Annotated in this window: 13 protein-coding genes and 1 tRNA gene; 1 reads left to right on the forward strand and 13 read right to left on the reverse strand. The window is 60.1% G+C overall.

Features of this window, described 5'->3' with window-relative positions:
• Positions 1–2: 2 nt before the first annotated feature.
• The 13 genes from prpF to cysS form a co-directional block, all read right to left on the reverse strand.
• Positions 3–1,181: a 2-methylaconitate cis-trans isomerase PrpF gene (prpF, locus tag BM062_RS04155; RefSeq protein WP_092393647.1), complete on the reverse strand. Its 1,179-nt coding sequence runs from the start codon at positions 1,179–1,181 to the stop codon at positions 3–5.
• A gap of 99 nt (positions 1,182–1,280) precedes the next feature.
• On the reverse strand, positions 1,281–2,285 hold the full coding sequence (gene yjfF, locus BM062_RS04160; RefSeq protein ID WP_092393650.1) for a galactofuranose ABC transporter, permease protein YjfF: 1,005 nt from the start codon (positions 2,283–2,285) through the stop codon (positions 1,281–1,283).
• On the reverse strand, positions 2,282–3,415 hold the full coding sequence (locus BM062_RS04165; RefSeq protein WP_371326547.1) for an ABC transporter permease: 1,134 nt from the start codon (positions 3,413–3,415) through the stop codon (positions 2,282–2,284). The genes yjfF and BM062_RS04165 overlap by 4 nt, the downstream gene beginning before the upstream one ends.
• The gene (locus BM062_RS04170; protein ID WP_092393653.1) at positions 3,412–4,965 is read right to left on the reverse strand and encodes a sugar ABC transporter ATP-binding protein; all 1,554 of its coding nucleotides are present in this window, start codon (positions 4,963–4,965) and stop codon (positions 3,412–3,414) included. The genes BM062_RS04165 and BM062_RS04170 overlap by 4 nt, the downstream gene beginning before the upstream one ends.
• Before the next feature lie 97 nt (positions 4,966–5,062).
• Positions 5,063–6,031, reverse strand: coding sequence for an ABC transporter substrate-binding protein (locus tag BM062_RS04175; RefSeq protein ID WP_092393656.1), 969 nt, complete (start codon positions 6,029–6,031; stop codon positions 5,063–5,065).
• 315 nt (positions 6,032–6,346) lie between these two features.
• Positions 6,347–7,747 (reverse strand): virulence factor family protein, encoded by a 1,401-nt coding sequence (locus tag BM062_RS04180; protein ID WP_092393659.1) that lies wholly within the window; start codon positions 7,745–7,747, stop codon positions 6,347–6,349.
• A complete protein-coding gene (gene mprF, locus BM062_RS04185; protein WP_254784906.1) occupies positions 7,744–10,350 on the reverse strand; it encodes a bifunctional lysylphosphatidylglycerol flippase/synthetase MprF in 2,607 nt (868 codons plus the stop codon). The genes BM062_RS04180 and mprF overlap by 4 nt, the downstream gene beginning before the upstream one ends.
• A 197-nt stretch (positions 10,351–10,547) precedes the next feature.
• Positions 10,548–10,641: transfer RNA gene (locus tag BM062_RS04190), tRNA-Ser, on the reverse strand.
• Positions 10,642–10,768: 127 nt separating this feature from the next.
• Positions 10,769–12,019 (reverse strand): aspartate kinase, encoded by a 1,251-nt coding sequence (locus BM062_RS04195; protein WP_092393662.1) that lies wholly within the window; start codon positions 12,017–12,019, stop codon positions 10,769–10,771.
• A gap of 132 nt (positions 12,020–12,151) precedes the next feature.
• Complete coding sequence (tilS, locus tag BM062_RS04200) at positions 12,152–13,522, reverse strand: tRNA lysidine(34) synthetase TilS (protein WP_254784907.1); 1,371 nt, start codon at positions 13,520–13,522, stop codon at positions 12,152–12,154.
• A 50-nt stretch (positions 13,523–13,572) separates the two neighbouring features.
• On the reverse strand, positions 13,573–14,547 hold the full coding sequence (locus tag BM062_RS04205; RefSeq protein WP_014006318.1) for an acetyl-CoA carboxylase carboxyltransferase subunit alpha: 975 nt from the start codon (positions 14,545–14,547) through the stop codon (positions 13,573–13,575).
• Positions 14,548–14,597: 50 nt separating this feature from the next.
• Positions 14,598–15,263, reverse strand: coding sequence for a DNA-3-methyladenine glycosylase family protein (locus tag BM062_RS04210; protein WP_092393668.1), 666 nt, complete (start codon positions 15,261–15,263; stop codon positions 14,598–14,600).
• 15 nt (positions 15,264–15,278) lie between these two features.
• Positions 15,279–16,700, reverse strand: coding sequence for a cysteine--tRNA ligase (gene cysS, locus BM062_RS04215; RefSeq protein WP_092393671.1), 1,422 nt, complete (start codon positions 16,698–16,700; stop codon positions 15,279–15,281).
• 239 nt (positions 16,701–16,939) lie between these two features.
• On the opposite strand from cysS, the gene BM062_RS04220 reads away from it, so the two are divergent.
• On the forward strand, positions 16,940–17,530 hold the full coding sequence (locus tag BM062_RS04220) for a peptidylprolyl isomerase (protein WP_092394312.1): 591 nt from the start codon (positions 16,940–16,942) through the stop codon (positions 17,528–17,530).
• Positions 17,531–17,548 lie beyond the last annotated feature (18 nt).

Genomic DNA, 17,548 nt, shown 5'->3' on the forward strand with positions numbered 1-17,548 from the left:
CATCAGGCAGAGAAAACGGTCGACGGCACAAGCACCGCGCCTTCCATCAGCCGGCGTGCGCTGCGGCTCATGACGGCCTTGGTGACCACCCAGACGCCATCGCGCTGCTCCGCCTCCGCGCCGACAGCCAGGCTGCCGGAAGGATGGCCAAACCGGACCTTGCCGTTCGCCTGGTCCGTCATCAGGCGATGGACGATGGTGCCGGGAATCACCGCGGCGACGGCAATCGCTATCGCTCCGGTCCCCGTCATGGCGTGGTGCAGTTTTCCCATCGAAAAGATGCGCGCGTTGATGTCCAGCGTGGCGGCATCGACATGCTTGCCGTTCGACGCGACATAGCCAGTTGGTTTCGCAACGAAAGCCAGCTTGGGCGTATGCGGCCGCAGCTGGGTTGCTTCCTCTGCAGTCTTTGCCAACCCCATCCGCACGGCGGCGTAGGCGCGGATCGTTTCCACTTTCTGCAGCAGTTCCTGGTTGCCATTGATGTCGCGCTGCAGTTCGTTTCCTGCCAGCCCGAGCGTCGCTGCATCCACGAAGATAGCTGGATTGCCGGCATTGATCATGGTCAGCTCGACCGGGCCGACGCCTGGCACCTCCAGCACATCGACCGGCGATCCGCTTGGAAACATGCCGCCGACGCCGCCTTCATCTCCTTCACCGCTCGGATCCAGAAATTCGATCTTGATCTCGGCTGCCGGGAAGGTGACGCCATCCAGCTCAAAATCGCCCTCTTCCGCCACGGCGCCGTCCCGCATCGGCACGTGGGCGATGATTTTTGCGTCAATGTTCGCCTGCCAGATATGGACAATGGCGATGCCATCGCGCGGAACCCCTGCCACCAGTCCTTGTGCGATGGCAAACGGCCCGACTGCCGCCGTCAGGTTGCCGCAGTTGCCTGACCAGTCGATCATCGCCTTGTCAATCGCCACCTGTCCGAACAGATAGTCGACATCGCAGCCGGTGCGCGCGGACGGGCTTACCAGCACAACCTTGCTGGTGCTCGAAGTTGCGCCTCCCATACCGTCGATTTGCTGGCCGTAGGGATCCGGGCTGCCCATCACGCGCAGCAATATGCGGTCGCGCAGCGCTGGATCGGCCGGCAGCCAGTCTTTATGGAAGAACACGCCTTTGCTCGTACCGCCGCGCATGTACACGGCCTGGATTTTTTTCTGTGCCAACATCGTCTCCGAAAATACGTCTGCTCACGGGCCATGCGCCGCGCGATTGACGGCAAGCGTATCAGGATACAAGAAATCGGGCTTTTTTGATTTGAAGCGCGATCAAGCCGCCGCGGCAACAGGCGCGGCGGAGGCGCTGCCGGCTGCTCCCAGGGACATCAAACGCTGCGCCATGCAGAACACAAACAGCAGCACGCCGATCACGATCTTGGTCCACCATGAGCTCAAGGTGCCGTCGAATGCGATCAAGGTCTGGATCAGGCCCAGGATCAGCACGCCGGTCAAGGTCCCGGCGACGTACCCATAACCGCCGGTCAGCAAGGTGCCGCCGATCACCACCGCTGCAATCGCATCCAGCTCCGTGCCTTGCGCATGCAAGCCATAACCGGACAACATGTAGAACGAAAACAGGACCCCGGCCAGGGCCGCGCAAAAGCCGCTGAAGGCATACACCATCACCTTGGTGCGCCCTACCGCCAATCCCATCAGCAGCGCCGACTGTTCGTTGCCGCCGATGGCGTAAACCGCGCGTCCGAAGCGCGTGTAGTGAGCGATGTAGATGGCCAGTGCGAGCATCAGCATGGCGATCACCACGCTAGGCGAAACAAAGGCGCCGAAAATGCCGATGCGCGCCTGCGACAGGGTCACATACAAGGGCTGGTCGATCGTGATCGAATTGATGCTGATCAGGTAGCACAGTCCGCGCGCCAGAAACATCCCGGCCAAGGTCACGATGAAAGCCTGCAGCTTGAAGAAATGGATCAGCGCTCCCATCAATGCGCCGAACGCGCTGCCGATCAGCAGCACGCAGGCGATCACCAGCAGCGGCGGCCAGTGCCACGATTGCAGCAGGTAGGCGGAAATCATGGTGGTCAGGGCCAGCACCGAGCCGACCGACAAGTCGATGCCGCCGGACAGGATGACAAAGGTCATGCCGATCGCGATCACCAGCAGGAAAGCATTATCGATCAAGAGATTCAGCACTACCTGCAAGGAAAAGAAGCCGGTGTAGGCGAACGACCCCAGGGCGAACATCACGACCAGCAGGGCGACGGTCGCCAGCGAGGTGAAATAAGGCGAGGACAGCGACTGGCGGACAAGCTTCATGGTTTTTTACCGTTATCAGAACGCGAGCGCGCAGCGCCGCTAAACAATCCAGCCCCCAAACCGCGAAACTCCGGCGATTGCGACAGGCAGACCGCAAACACCACGATCGACTTCACCACCATGTTCACCTCCGGCGGCACGCCCATCGAATAGATCGTGTAAGTCAGCGCCTGGATGATCAAGGCGCCGATAACGCTGCCTACCAGGCTGAATTTGCCGCCGGCCAGGGAGGTGCCGCCCAGCGTCACCGCCAGGATGGCATCCAGCTCCAGCAGCAAGCCCGCATTGTTGGCGTCCGCGCTCTTGATATTGGAACTGATCATCAAGCCGGCAACGCCGGCGCAGGCACTGCAAAACATGTACACGAAAAATATCAGCGCAGCGGTCCTGATGCCGGCCAGGCGCGCCGCCACCGGGTTGATGCCGACCGACTGGATGAACAGGCCGAGCGCGGTCTTGCGCATCAGCAGCGCGACAATCAGGAATACGCCGATGGCGATAAACAGGGAAAACGGCAACCCGAACAGATAACCGCTGCCGATATAGAAAAACGGTTTGTAATACACCGTAATGATCTGGCCGTCGGTCAGCAACTGCGCCAGACCGCGCCCGCCCACCATCAGGATCAAGGTTGCGATGATCGGCTGCAAGCCAAGCGTGGCGACCAGGAAACCGTTCCAGACGCCGCACAGGATCGCCGCTCCCATGGCGGCGGCAATCGCCCACACCATCGGGATGCGGCTTGCATATTCCGGCACGCCGTTGTGCATTTCCATCGTGCCGCCGATCAGCATCGCGGCAACCGTGCCGGAGATGGCGACTACCGCGCCCACCGAGATATCGATGCCGCGTGTCGCGATCACCAGCGTCATGCCGAGCGCCGTCAGTATCAACGGCGCGGCGCGGTTGACGATATCGATCAGACTGCCATACAGGTGGCCGTCCTTCCATTCAAGCCGGAAGAATCCCGGGATCATGAAAAAATCAAGCGCCAGCAGCAGCGCCAGCGCCGCCAGCGGCCGCAGCAAGGGATTGCGCAGCAGCACGCGCAGGCGCGCCGCCAGCGCCGGCCCGCTGTCGCTTTGCAGCCTGGCGCCGGACAACGGATCGGGATTCAATGGAATACTCATTCGCACTCTCCGGCGATCACCTGCAATACCGATTCGTCGTCGAGTTCTCCGCGCAGGTATTCACCGCAGGGTTCGCGGTCGCGCAGCACCAGCATGCGGTCGCTGCAGCGTAGCACCTCGGGAATTTCGGAAGAAATGAACAATATCGCCATGCCCTTGCGGCACAAGGCGATGACATGGTCCATGATCTCCTGCTTGGCGCGCACGTCGATGCCGCGCGTCGGTTCGTCCAGGATCAGCATGGCGGGATCGGTCGCAAGCCAGCGCGCCAGCAGGGCCTTTTGCTGGTTACCGCCAGACAGGGAGCTGATAGGTGTGTCGATATCCGGCGTCTTGATGCCCAGCCATTTGACGTAATCGCTGGCGATCGCCTGCTGGCGCTTGCGCGGAATCACCCGCAGCAGGCCGGCGCGCGCTTGCAGCGCCAGGATGATGTTTTCACGTACCGACAGCTCCAGTATTGCGCCTTCGGCTTTCCTGTCTTCGGAACAGAAACCGATGCCGGCGGCGATGGCGTCGCGCGGCGAGTTGAACCGGCCAGGTTCTCCTTTCATGCGGATGCTGCCGCTGTCGGCCTTGTCCGCGCCGAACAGCAAGCGCGCAGCCTCGGTGCGGCCGGAGCCCAGCAAGCCGCACAGTCCGAATACCTCTCCCGCGCGGAAATCCAGGTCGAGCGGAGCGAGTATTCCTTTGCGCCCCAACCCGCGCGCCTGCAGCACGATCTCGCCGCTGCCCGGTGCGCGCGCCTCTTTGTCCTCGCCGGCGGTTTCCTTGCCAGGCTGCGACTGCGTGCCGACCATCTTGTTCACCAGTTCGAAACGGCTCAGTGCGCTGGCCTGGTATTCGCCTTCAAGGACGCCGTTGCGCAATACCGTGATGCGATCGGAGATCTCGTAGGTCTGTTCCAGGAAATGCGTCACGAACAGGATCGCCATGCCCTGCCCGCGCAGCTTGCGCAACACGTCGAACAGCAAGCGCACTTCGGCTTCGTCGAGGCTGGAGGTAGGCTCGTCCAGGATCAGGACTTTGGCAGAAACGCTCAGGGCGCGTGAAATCGCCACCATTTGCTGGATCGCCAGCGGATACCTGGCCAGTGCCGCGGTGACATCGATATGGATCTGCAGGTCGCCCAGCAAGCGCTGCGCCTGCTGCTGCATGGCCTTCCAGTCGATGCCGCCATACTTTCTCGGATAGCGGCCGATAAAGATATTTTCTGCGACCGACAGGTTCGGACACAGGTTGACTTCCTGGTACACGGTGCTGATGCCGAGGTTTTGCGCGTCATGGGTGGAGGACGGCTGCACGACCCTGCCGTCGAGCCGGATCTCGCCGCTGTCGGGCGCGTAGACGCCGGTCAATACCTTGATGAGAGTAGACTTGCCCGCGCCGTTTTGCCCCATCAGCGTGTGGACTTCGCCTGGATACAGCCGCAAAGCGACATCGCTCAGCGCCTTGACGCCGCCGAATGCCTTGTATATGCCGTTGAGCTCCAGCGTCGGTGCAACGCCGTCCGCTGCCTGGCCGGCAGCGCCTGTTGCTGTTTTATTCATCCGCTTACGATCCCGAATTTCTCATGCGAAGCCATGCCGACCGGCCAGGCATGCCCGATGCGGCGAGCGATCCGCCCGCCGCCTTTCGTAGAAAACCTTAGTACTTGCGGTTCGGGAATTCCTTGGCTGCCACTTCGGCCGGAAACACGCTCTCCTCGGTCGTAATGCGCTTGGGAACGGTCTCGCCGGCAAGCACCTGTTTTGCGACCTTCATGAGCTGCGGTCCAAGCAGAGGGCTGCATTCGACCGTCACGTTGAGCTTGCCTGCCATCATCGCTTCAAACGCGCCCTTGACGCCATCGACCGAGATCACCAATATATCCTTGCCCGGTTTCAGGCCAGCTTCTTCGATGGCCTGTATGGCGCCGATCGCCATGTCGTCGTTATGCGCGTACAGGACATTGATTTTCTTGCCGTCGGTTTTGAGGAAGGCTTCCATCACTTCCTTGCCCTTGGCGCGGGTAAAGTCGCCGGTTTGCGAGCGGATGATTTTCAGTTTCGGGTTGGCGGCGATGGTTTCTGCAAAACCTGCCTTGCGGTCAATGGCGGGAGCGGAACCGACTGTCCCCTGCAATTCAACGATGTTGATGTCGCCGGCGGGCATGGTCTTGGCCCGTTCCAGCAGCCAGCGTCCGGCGCGGCGGCCCTCTTCAACAAAATCCGAGCCGATGAAAGTCACATACAGGGATTTGTCGCTGGCGTCGACTGCGCGGTCGGTCAGGATGACCGGGATCTTGGCGGCTTTCGCTTCACGCAAGACAGTGTCCCAGCCCGACTCGACCACCGGGGAAAATGCAATGACATCGACCTTTTGCGCGATGAAGGAACGAATCGCCTTCACCTGGTTTTCCTGCTTTTGCTGGGCATCGGCGAACTTGAGCGTCACGCCGGCCTGTTTCGCCGCATCCTTGATCGACGCGGTGTTCGCGGTGCGCCATTCGCTTTCGGCACCAACCTGGGAAAAACCCAGCACCAGCGGTTTTTCTGCATAGGCGCTGGCGGCGACTCCAAATCCCAGGCCGAGGCAAAGCGCCGCACCCAATACTGTTCTGCGTGTCATTTTCATGCTGTCTCCGTTTTTATGTTTTTAGATAGATAAAACGTTCGAAAGGCGCGACCATCCTAGGACGGAAACCAGGCGGTTTCAAATGAATTATTTTCTGTTTCAGATACGTGTTTGGGTATCGGCCGGCCGGCGCTGCTTTGCAGCAGATGATTTTTGGACAAAAAAAAAGCCCGCTAACTTCCGTTGCGGGCTGAATCCAAACCTTGAGAGGTGTTGGAGGAGACAGGAACACTATATCGCACTGCAGCATGGCAGTCTGCTTGATTGTCGTGATACCAGATATTCATCAATCGGATATGGCGGCTACCCGCAGCGCTACTTGCGCGCGGCGTCAAGAATCAGGCCGGCCAGGCGTTCGTAGTTGCCGTCGAAATGGTGGCCGCCGCTCAGCTTGAGCAATTTGACGCGGCTGGCGTCCAGGCTCGGGCAGGCCGAATCGGTCTCCTCGCTGCCGTAGATGCACATCGCCAGCCCGGCCGGCAGCTTCGCGACTTCGGGCGGGATGGGTAAACCGTCATTGCTGGAGCTGACCCAATTGGTCAGATGGAACTGGAAATCGGCTTTTTTCCCCAAGCCCATCATTGCAACCAGCGGCACCGACGCCAGCGCCTTGCCCGACAGGCGGTTGCCGACAAAAGGCAAGACGTCGGCGCCTTGCGAATAGCCGATCAGCACGACCTTGTCTTTTTTCCAGCGCGCCATGTAGAACTGCATCAGGCGCTCGACGTCTTTTGCGGTCGATGCCGGCGTGCGGGCGCTCCAGAAATAGCGCAGCGAATCGATGCCGACCACCGGCACGCCACGCTTCGACAATGCGTTTGCCACGTCGCGGTCAATGCCGGCCCAGCCGCCGTCGCCGCTGATCAGGATCACCATGGTGCCGGCATCCTGGTTGTGTCCAGGCGGCGCCAGCGCAGCCACCTCCACCACCGGCAAATCGGACACTGCGGCAGGCGGCGCCTGCACCGCCACCGCCTGTTTTGCATTCAGGCTGGAATATGCCGACTTCAGCTGCGCCAGTCCATCCTGGCCTGCTGCCTGGATCAGCTCGGCGCCGCCGACACTGGCGACAAATGCGCGGGTGACGCCGGCTTCGCAACGTGCCGCACCGGGCAGTTGCGCGTCCGGTAAAACCCGCCATGCGGCAGGCAACCGGGAAACCGGCAGCAGGTCTACGCCCTGGCCTTTTGCGCGAGCCTTGAAACGCACGCCCTCGCCTTTGCACAGCGGCTTGCGCAAACTCAGGGCAGGACAAAAGCCGAGCGAGATGGCGCCGCCGAAAGTGCCGGCAGGCGCCTGCGCCAGCATTGCATAGGCAAAGCTGGCGCCGGAACCTTCTCCCACCAGCAACGGCGGATAATATCCCGGCACTTTTTCATAAGCCTGCACGAAGCGGCTCAGGTTTTCCAGGTCGCCGTCCGGAAACGCGCAGTCGCCGCCGTCGGCATTCAGGCTGGCGAATAATTGCGGCGTGCTGATTCCTGCTACCAAAGCACCTTGCTCGGCCAGCGCACGCGCCTTCTCGGCTGCGGCCTGGTTCCAGCCGGCGTCGCCAGACAACAGCAGGACGACACCATTCACCGGTCCCGCCGGCTGGTAGATTTCAACACTCTTGAAACGGCCATGACTCACGCTGTGATGTCTATCGCCTGCGCGCGCGCTGCTGCCGATGCACGCCGTCGCGCACAGCGCCAGGCAAATCATTCTCTGCTTCATTTACTGATGGCTCCCTTGATGCCGCCGCTGATCAGCGCGGCCGTATCGGTAAAGGCGAACAACGGCGCCAGCCCGCCCTTGCTCACCAGGTAGCGTGCTTCCCACACCGGGTCGAACTTGTCTTTGAAATTGCGCAGGCCGCGGAAATTGTAGAAACGTCCGCCGTGCATGAACAACATGCGGCCGAAGCGCTGCCAGCGTGAAGCCAGCTGATGGTCTTTCATGCCTGACATCGGCGCCATGCCCAGCCCGAAGCGCTGGTAGCCCTGTTCCTTGAAATGCAGCATCAGCTGCGAGAACAGGAATTCCATGGTGCCGGGCGGCGCATCCGGCAATTGCCGCATCAGGTCGACGGCGACTTCGATCCGCAAGACGTCCGGACACATCAGGCTGGCGAAAGCGATGACTTTTTGCTCGCGCCGGATTACCGCAACCGGCTGCCGCGCAATGTAAGCCTGGTCGAAACTGCCCAGCGAAAAACCCTTCTCGCGCGTGTCCTGGTCGGACAGCCACGCGTCCGAGACTGCCTTGAGCTGATCCATCAATGGCGGCACCTGCTCCACCGCCAGTATCGAGAAACTCAGGCCCTCGCGCTCGGCGCGATTGACGCCATGCCGCAGATTGGCGCGGCGCGGCCCTTGCAGGCTGAACTGATCGAGCGGCACATAAGCCTCTTCGCCCAGCTTGTACACGCGCAGGCCGGCGTCGAGATAGAGCGGCAGCGATTGCGGGCGCACCTTGTAGAACGCGACCCGGCCGCCATGACCGTCAACCAGTTCGATAAAACGCCAGATCAGCTCCGACCATTCGCGCTGGTCGCCGACCGGGTCGGATAACGCGACCCACGAGCGGTTGTGCTTGGCGAACATGATGAAGCTGTTGCCGGAGGCGGAAAACAGCAGGCTCTTGTCGCCCATGAAAGCCAGGCATGCATCCGCCGCGGGCTGCTTGCGCACGATCTCGGCGGCGCGCTGCAACTCCTCTTCGGCGGGACGTTCGGCGACGCCGGCAGAACGCCGGAACAATTGCCACAGGCCCAGGCCCAACGCCATGATGGCGACAACCATCAAGGTCCGCATCGAACGCGGCGCGTAGTCGTCAAATGCAAATTGCCACCACATGCGGTCGGCAATGTCGATGTCGCGGTAAGCGAACAGCAGTATCCAGCCGCAGGCGGCGAGCACGCAGGCAACCGCGATCAGCCAGCCAGGCTCGAAGGTTTGCGAAAACAAGGACGAGCGCCGGTCAAACTGCTTGCGCGAAATCACCAGCAGCGAGGCCAGCAGGAACAATACGATGAATTCGGAAATGGCGATGCCCTTGGGCAGCGCCAGGATGCCGGCGATCACTGTCAGCACCAGCGACGCCCACCAGGCGGCGTCGAGCCGGTGCAGCAGGCCGCGCGCCAGGAACAGCATCGCCAGTCCGGCGACGCTGCCGATCAGGTGCGACGCTTCCACCACGAACAGGGGCACATGCAGCCGCAGCAGTTCTTCAGCGTGGCGGGTGGCCGGCGTTACACCCGACACCAGCAGCATGGTGCCGGTCACCAGGGTCAACGCCGTCAGCAGCCATGGCGACAATTTCACCGCCGCGCGCGCCACCGGTGCGGCAACGCCGGCGCGCATCTCGAATGCCGCCAGCAGGATCGTCGCCAGCAGCAGCGGCAACAGGAAATAGATGGCCCGGTACAAGACCAGGGCCGCCGCGATCTTGCTGGTGGGCGCGTGGTTGGCGCAAGCCAGCAGGATCACCGCTTCGAATACGCCGACGCCGCCAGGCACATGGCTGATGACGCCAAGCGCCATCGCAATCGCATAAAACGCGACGAAGGTCGGCAAATCGATCACGCCGCTCGGCAGCAGGAACCACAAGGTAGCTGCTGCCGCGCTCAGATCGACGGCAGAGATCAGCAGCTGGCGCAACGCCAGGCCGGATTCCGGCAAACGCAGGTTCCAGCGCCCGAACAGCAGCACGTCGCGGCGCATGCGGCACAGCAGGATAAAAGCGGCGACGCCAAGCAGCACCAGGCAAGCTAGCGCGCGCAGCAGCCAGCTCGGGATATGCGCCAGCTCCTGCACCTGTGTCGCTCCCCACAGCAAGCCGATAGCGCCGAAGGTGGTCATGCCAAGGCCGAATGCGCCGGCATTGAAGGCAATCGCTTGCGCCACCTGGGATGCCTCGACGCCGCTGGCCGTGTACAAGCGCATGCGCACCGTGCCGCCGGTCAGCACGCCGAGCCCGACGGTATTGCCGAGTGCGTAGGCGATAAACGAGGTCAGGCCGATGGTGGTCCCTTTGACCTTGGCGCCGACGTAACGCAAGCTCGACACATCGTAGCCGGCCAGCGACAGGTAACTGACGGCGGTCGCCAGCACTGCCAATAAAAGATTGTTGAGCGGCGTATGCTTGACCGCATGCACGATGCTGCGGTAGTGCACATCGGCAAGCAGCGCGTGCAAGGATTTGAAGACCAGCGCCCCCAGGACCAGCACCACCAGCACGGTCAGCCAGGGACGCCAGCTTACGCCCCCCGCCTTGACGGCTGGAATGGCGCCAGGCGCCGGAATATCTGTTTGTGACGGAGATGGATGACGTGCCATGGAACCTTTATTATGCGGCCGTTCCCTCGAGGCCGGCCGCCGACTACTTTAACAGTTGTTAAGAGCCAGTTTACAAAGCAAGGTTCGCTCCAGCAAGCAATAACCGGTAAAGAACCGGCTGCAAAAACAAAAAAACCGCACCAGCACAAGGCTAGAAGCGGTTTCTTGTACGTTCCGAATGACTCGGAACATGTTCTTGGAGGAGGCGGTGGGAGTCGAACCCACGATACAGGTTTAAGCCCATATGCTTCCTTAGCAGGGAAGTGCCTTCGACCACTCGGCCACGCCTCCAAACTCAAAACGGCTTTTAACAACGCCGCGTTAAGGACACGAATAATAACTTTTCATGGGGCATTGGTCAATAACGCCACACCAAATTAACCGCTTTTTTCGTGATTTTTTTCGCGATCCGGTGCGATTAAGCGCTTTCCAGCCCAAAAGCCTTGTGCAGGGCGCGCACCGCCAGTTCCATGTATTTTTCGTCGATCAGCACCGAAATCTTGATCTCGGAGGTTGAAATCATCTGGATATTGATGCCCTCTTCCGACAAGGTGCGGAACATTTGCGAAGCGATGCCGACATGGCTACGCATGCCGACGCCAACCACCGACACCTTGGACACCTTGGCGTCGCCAGTGATGTTGGCGGCGCCGATGTGCGTCTTGACCTTCTCGTTCAAGACAGCCATCGCCTTGGTGTATTCGCCGCGCGGGACGGTGAAGGTGAAGTCGGTTTTGCCGTCGACCGACTGATTCTGGATGATCATGTCGACTTCGATATTGGCATCGGCGACCGCGCCGAGGATCTGGTAGGCGATGCCTGGACGGTCAGGCACGCCGAGCACGGTAATCTTGGTCTCGTCGCGGTTGAACGCGATGCCGGTAATGGTGGCTTGTTCCATCTTGGTGTCTTCCTCAAACGAAATCAGGGTGCCGGAAATTGCTTCTTCTTCCAATGGCATTAAGGGGTCGGTCAGCGACGACAGCACGCGCGTCGGCATCTTGTAGTTGCCGGCAAATTCGACTGAACGAATCTGCAGCACTTTCGAGCCCAGCGATGCCATCTCCAGCATTTCTTCAAAGGTCACGGTCTTCAGGCGGCGTGCATCCGACACCACGCGCGGGTCGGTGGTGTAGACGCCGTCGACGTCGGTGTAGATCAGGCATTCCGCGGCTTGCAGCGCGGCGGCCACGGCCACCGCCGACGTATCGGAACCGCCGCGGCCCAGGGTCGTGATGTTGCCGAGTTCGTCGATGCCCTGGAAACCGGTGATGATCACTACCTTGCCGGCATCCAGGTCTTGCCGCACCTTGGTGTCGTCGATCGAACGGATGCGCGCCTTGGTATGGGCGGAATCGGTTTTAATGGCAACTTGCCAGCCGGCGTAGGACACCGCCTGCTTGCCTATCGCTTGCAGGGCCATGGCCAGCAAGGCCACCGAAGCCTGCTCGCCGGTGGATGCCAGCATGTCGAGTTCGCGCGGATCCGGCTGGGCGGTAATTTCCTTTGCCAAGCCCAGCAGGCGGTTGGTTTCACCGGACATCGCGGAAGGCACCACGACGATTTGGTGGCCGGCGTCATGCCATTTGGCGACGCGCTTGGCGACATTCTTGATGCGCTCGGGCGAGCCCATCGAAGTGCCGCCGTATTTGTGGACGATTAAAGCCATAGGGAGTGTAGGTGGGTGCTAGAAGCAGGCGTAGTGCAATAAAAGAAAAATCAACCCTTTACTGTACCTGCAACGCCCCATTATGACAAGTGGATTACCAGCCGAAAAGCGCGATAACGCCTATGCCTTAAATCAGATATCTTGCCAGAACGACAATTCATCAGCCTGCCAGCGCAGGCAAATATGCGGACCGGGCCCGGTCGCCAGCTGCAGGCAATCCATGCCGATGCCGGCGGCAAACAGGATTTGCTTGCCGCTGCTCACCAGAGGCAGCCGCTCGCGCTCCCAGGGCGGCACATCGAAGGCCTGGTAGTGATATTTCACGCTCTTGGTGGGGCGGTTCAGCGCCAGCTTGAGGCGCTCGCCGCCAGAACGATATTGAATCTGCAACGGTTGGGCGCGCAGCCAGTCGGCGGCGATGCCCTGCTCTGCCTGGTCGAAATGCAATACGCCGCCGAATTGCGGGAAGCGCATCTCGGCCTCGCCACTCCAGCGAAACGCTTGCGGCTCGATCTCGGAACGGTCGGCATCGTCGCGCGGCGTCAGGAACACCCGGTTACGGTGACGGCGGATATGGCAATCGGGATGCGTTACGCATAACTGCGCATCGGCTTTTGCTTCCAGCAGCTGCTGGCGCATTTCGCTCAGCCAGGCGCTGGAAGGCATGCGCAGATGATGCAAGCCGAACCAGTAGCGCAGCAGGTTGTCGATGCGCTCGCCGCTCAGCTGGCGCACCTGCTGCAGATCGAGGCAGGCGCCGTCGGCGCAGAGCGCCATGTCTTGCGCCGCCAGGTCGATCAGCAGCCGTTGCGTAGTCTGCATGTGCCCCGCACTGCGCGAGAAACGCTCCTGGAATCCAGGGAAATATTGGGCCAGCACCGGCATCACCTGCTGGCGCAATGCGTTGCGGGCATAACGCGGATCGTGGTTGGATTCGTCTTCGATATACGTCAGCTGCTGCGCCGCTGCATATTGCTCCAGCGCCGCCCGCGACACTTTGAGCAGCGGCCGCGCCATCAGCAATTGATCGTCGCCAAGCAAGGTCGGCGCCGTGTTCCAGCGATCCATGCCGGACAGGCCCGCGGCGCCGGAGCCGCGCAACAGTTGCAGCAGCACGGTTTCAGCCTGGTCGTCCAGGTGATGCCCGGTCAACAGCAAAGGAACCTGGTGCTGGCGGCACAAATCGCCCAGCGCCGCATAACGGCTGATGCGCGCAGCCTCTTCCACGCCGCTCTTGTCGCTATGGCGCAATTCGATGCGGCGCGTATCGAACGCCACATCGAGCGCAGCGCAGGCCGCGGTACAATGGGCTTGCCACTGGTCTGCGTTGGGACTGATGCCGTGATGGATATGGAAAGCGAACAGCTTGACGCCGTGCGCGGCGGCGTACTGTGCCGCCGCATGCAGCAGGACGCTGGAATCCAGTCCGCCGCTATAGGCCACAGCCAGCCGCACCGGCTGCTGCGAGACAGTTGCGGGGAACGCTTGCGCGATTCCCGCCAACGTGTTTTCTAAGTACGCACTGATACTTGTAGTAGATGAATTCGACACGCCTATTCTGCAGCCAGCACTTCCTTGAATTTACCGTAACTCATCAGTTTTTCATGGCGTGCGTTCAGCAGGTCCTTGGTCTTGACGCCCTGGAACTGGCGCAGCGTATCGGCCAGCGCGCGCTTGAGCAAGGAAGCCATCTGTTTCGGATCGCGATGGGCGCCGCCCAGCGGTTCGCTGACGATCTTGTCGATCAGGCCGACGGCTTTCAGGCGATGCGCGGTCAGGCCGAGGGCATCGGCGGCATCGGCGGCGCGTTCGGCGGTTTTCCACAGGATGGAGGCGCAACCTTCAGGCGAAATCACCGAATACGTCGCGTACTGCAGCATCAGGACGGCATCGCCGACGGCAATCGCCAAGGCGCCGCCAGAGCCGCCTTCGCCGATGATGGTGGCGATCAGCGGCACTTTCAGCTCAGCCATCGCGTACAGGTTGTGGCCGATGGCTTCCGACTGCCCGCGCTCCTCGGCGTCGATGCCGGGAAAGGCGCCAGGCGTATCGACAAAGGTGAAAATCGGCAAGCCGAACTTTTCCGCGACTTTCATCAGGCGCAAGGCTTTGCGATAACCTTCCGGCTTGGGCATGCCGAAATTGCGCAAGGCGCGCTCTTTGGTGTCGCGCCCTTTCTGATGGCCGATCACCATGCAAGCCTGGCCGTTGAAGCGCGCCAGGCCGCCGACTATCGACTGGTCGTCGGCATAGGTGCGGTCGCCATGCAGCTCGTGGAAATCGGTGAATATTTCATTCACATAGTCCATGGTGTAAGGACGCTGCGGATGCCGTGAAATCTGCGAAACCTGCCAAGGCGTCAACTTTGCGTAGATGTCCTTGGTCAATTGCTGGCTTTTTTTCGACAAGCGGTCGATTTCTTCCGAAATGTCCACCGCCGAATCGTCCTGGACGAAACGCAGCTCTTCGATCTTGGCATCTAACTCGGCGATCGGTTGTTCGAAGCCGAGGAATGTTGTTTTACTCATATTATTCCCTTGATTAAACCATCATTACCGAACAAATTATTGATAAATCATCACTCGGTAACGACTTGATATTCTGCAGACATCGCATCCAGGCTACGCCATAGATACCAGGTCGCCACGGTGCGCCATGGCTCCCAATTGGCCGACACTTCGCGCGCATCGCTGCGCGAAACCGGCTCTCCTGAAAAATAATTGACACTAATGCCCTTAAGCAATCCTAAATCATCCAAAGGCAAAATATTAGGCCGGAGCAAATTAAATATCAAAAACATCTCCGCTGTCCAGCGCCCGATGCCGCGGATCTGGGTCAGGTCGGCGATGACATCCTCGTCTTCCATCTCCATCCACTGCTCGGCATTGACCCGTTTTGCCTTGAAATGGTCGGCCAGGTCAAGAATATAGTCGGCTTTACGCTTGGACAGGCCGCAAGCGGCAAGTTGCTCGGGGCCGGCTTTCAACACCTGGGCCGGGGTCGTCTTCGGACAGACTAACAGAAATTTCTGCCATACAGATTCCGCCGCCTTGACCGATATCTGCTGGCCCACCACCGAACGCGCCAGCGTGGTGAACGCCTCGCCGCGGCCAACCAGGTGCAGGTCGCCGAACTGCGGAATCAGCTTACGCATGATACGGTCACGCTTCATCAGCTCGGTCTTGGCGTCTTCCCAATACGAAGGCACGAAAAGCCTGGAGTCGACCGCTGTCGCTTTTTCCATACGCATATGTTTACGTTACGCCCTTCGCCATTCGGTTTGACCGCCGGGCTTATCTTCCAGCAAGATGCCTTCGGCCAGCAGTTCCTTGCGAATCAGGTCTGCTGTCGAAAAATCCTTGGCCATTTTTGCCGCTTGACGAGCTTGAATTTTGAGTAGGATATCTTGCTCTGACAAAGCGGCCAGCGCAATGCCATTTCCGACAACTTCATTGCCGGCGAGTGCGCGGCCTTTCAAAAAATCTTCAGGAGCACGCTGCAAGAAACCCAGCACGCCGGCCAGGCCTTTCAGCTGGCGGGCCGCTGTTTGCGAGCGGCTCTTGTTGACCTCGTTGGCCAGGTCGAACAAGGCGGAGATCGCCATGGGCGTATTAAAATCGTCGTCCATGGCTTGCGCCACGCGCACCGCATGGGCCTCGCTCCAGTCCAGCGGCAAGGCGTCGGCCGCCACTTCTTTCAGCGCGGTGTACAGGCGGGTCAGTGCTTGCTTGGCATCGTCCAGGTTGCTGTCGGCGTAATTCAGCGGGCTGCGATAGTGCGCGCGCAGGATGAAGAAACGCACCACTTCCGCATCGTATTTTTTCAGGACGTCGCGGATCGTGAAAAAATTTCCCAAGGACTTCGACATCTTTTCGTCATCGATACGCACAAAGCCGTTGTGCATCCAGTAGTTGACGAACTGGTGGCCGTGCGCGCCCTCCGATTGGGCGATTTCATTTTCGTGATGCGGGAACTGCAAATCCTGGCCGCCGCCGTGGATGTCGAACTGCTGCCCCAGCAATTGCTCGGCCATCGCCGAGCATTCGATATGCCAGCCCGGCCGGCCCTGGCCCCAGCGCGAGTTCCATTTGACTTCTTCCGGCTCGCTTTCCTTCGACGCTTTCCACAATACGAAGTCGAGCGGATCGCGCTTGCCGAGGTTGACGTCGACGCGCTCGCCGGCGCGCAGGTCGTCGAGCGACTTGCCCGACAACTTGCCATAGCCGGCAAAATCACGCACCGAATAATTGACGTCGCCGTCGCGGCCCTGGTAAGCCAGTCCTTTATGCTCAAGTTTTTCGATCAAGGCCAGCATCTGCGGCACGAACGCTGTGGCGCGCGGCTCGTGGTCAGGCTTTTGCACGCCAAGCGCAGCCGCGTCCTCGTCCATGGCCTGGATGAAACGGCCGGTCAGCTGCGAGATGGTTTCGCCATTTTCCACGGCGCGCTTGATGATCTTGTCGTCGATGTCGGTGATGTTGCGCACGTAGGTAACGTCCAGGCCCGACTGGCGCAGCCAGCGCTGCACCATGTCGAACACCACCATCACCCGTCCGTGACCAAGATGGCAATAGTCGTAAACCGTCATGCCGCAGACATACATGCGGACCTTGCCTGGCTCGATTGGAGAAAACGGCTGCTTCTCACGCGCCAGCGTGTTATATATTTTCAGGTCGCTCATGGGAAGTTACTGCCTACCGACAGAAATAAGGCACAGAATTAAAGCACAGAAATATTGCACGCCGTTTTACCCATTCGCGCACTTGCGGTGCGGACATCAGTACAACTGAATCGCCAAAACTCTTTTGCAGTGTTTAGTTTGATAAAATGTTGCTTTTCGCCGCAGTATATCATTACTGAAAAGCGAAATTACACCACATGAGACATGAAAGCGGTACCACCTACATGAAGGATTTTTTTATGCCAGCATCTCTTAGACTGTCCCGCCGCACGTTCACCCTGGCGTTGACTTCGGCATTGACGGCTGCCTGTTTCCTGGGCAGCCCGTCGTTAGCCGGCGCTGCAGACAAGCCCCATGTCTTGTTGAAGACCAATATGGGCGACATCGTCATCGAACTCAATCCGGAAAAGGCGCCAAAGACAGTCAAGAATTTCCTGGGCTATGTAAACAGCGGTCACTATAACGGCACCGTGTTCCATCGCGTCATCGAGAATTTCATGATCCAGGGCGGCGGCATGACCAAGGACATGGTGGAGAAGCCGGCGCCGAACAAGGTAGAAAACGAAGCCAAGAACGGCCTCAAGAACGTACCTTACAGCATCGCCATGGCGCGCACCGCGGATCCGCAATCGGCCGGCGCGCAATTCTTCATCAATACCAACAACAATGAATTCCTCAACTACCCGGGCCGCGACGGCTGGGGTTACGCGGTATTCGGCCAGGTCATCAAGGGCGCCGACGTAGTCGACAAGATCAAGAAGGTCAAGACCGCCTACCAAGACGTGCCGACCACGCCGGTCATCATCGAATCGGCTACAGTAACCAAATAATTCCCGTTTTTGTCCTTC

The organism is Collimonas sp. OK412 (assembly GCF_900112135.1).
Taxonomy (GTDB): Bacteria; Pseudomonadota; Gammaproteobacteria; order Burkholderiales; family Burkholderiaceae_D; genus Collimonas; species Collimonas rhizosphaerae.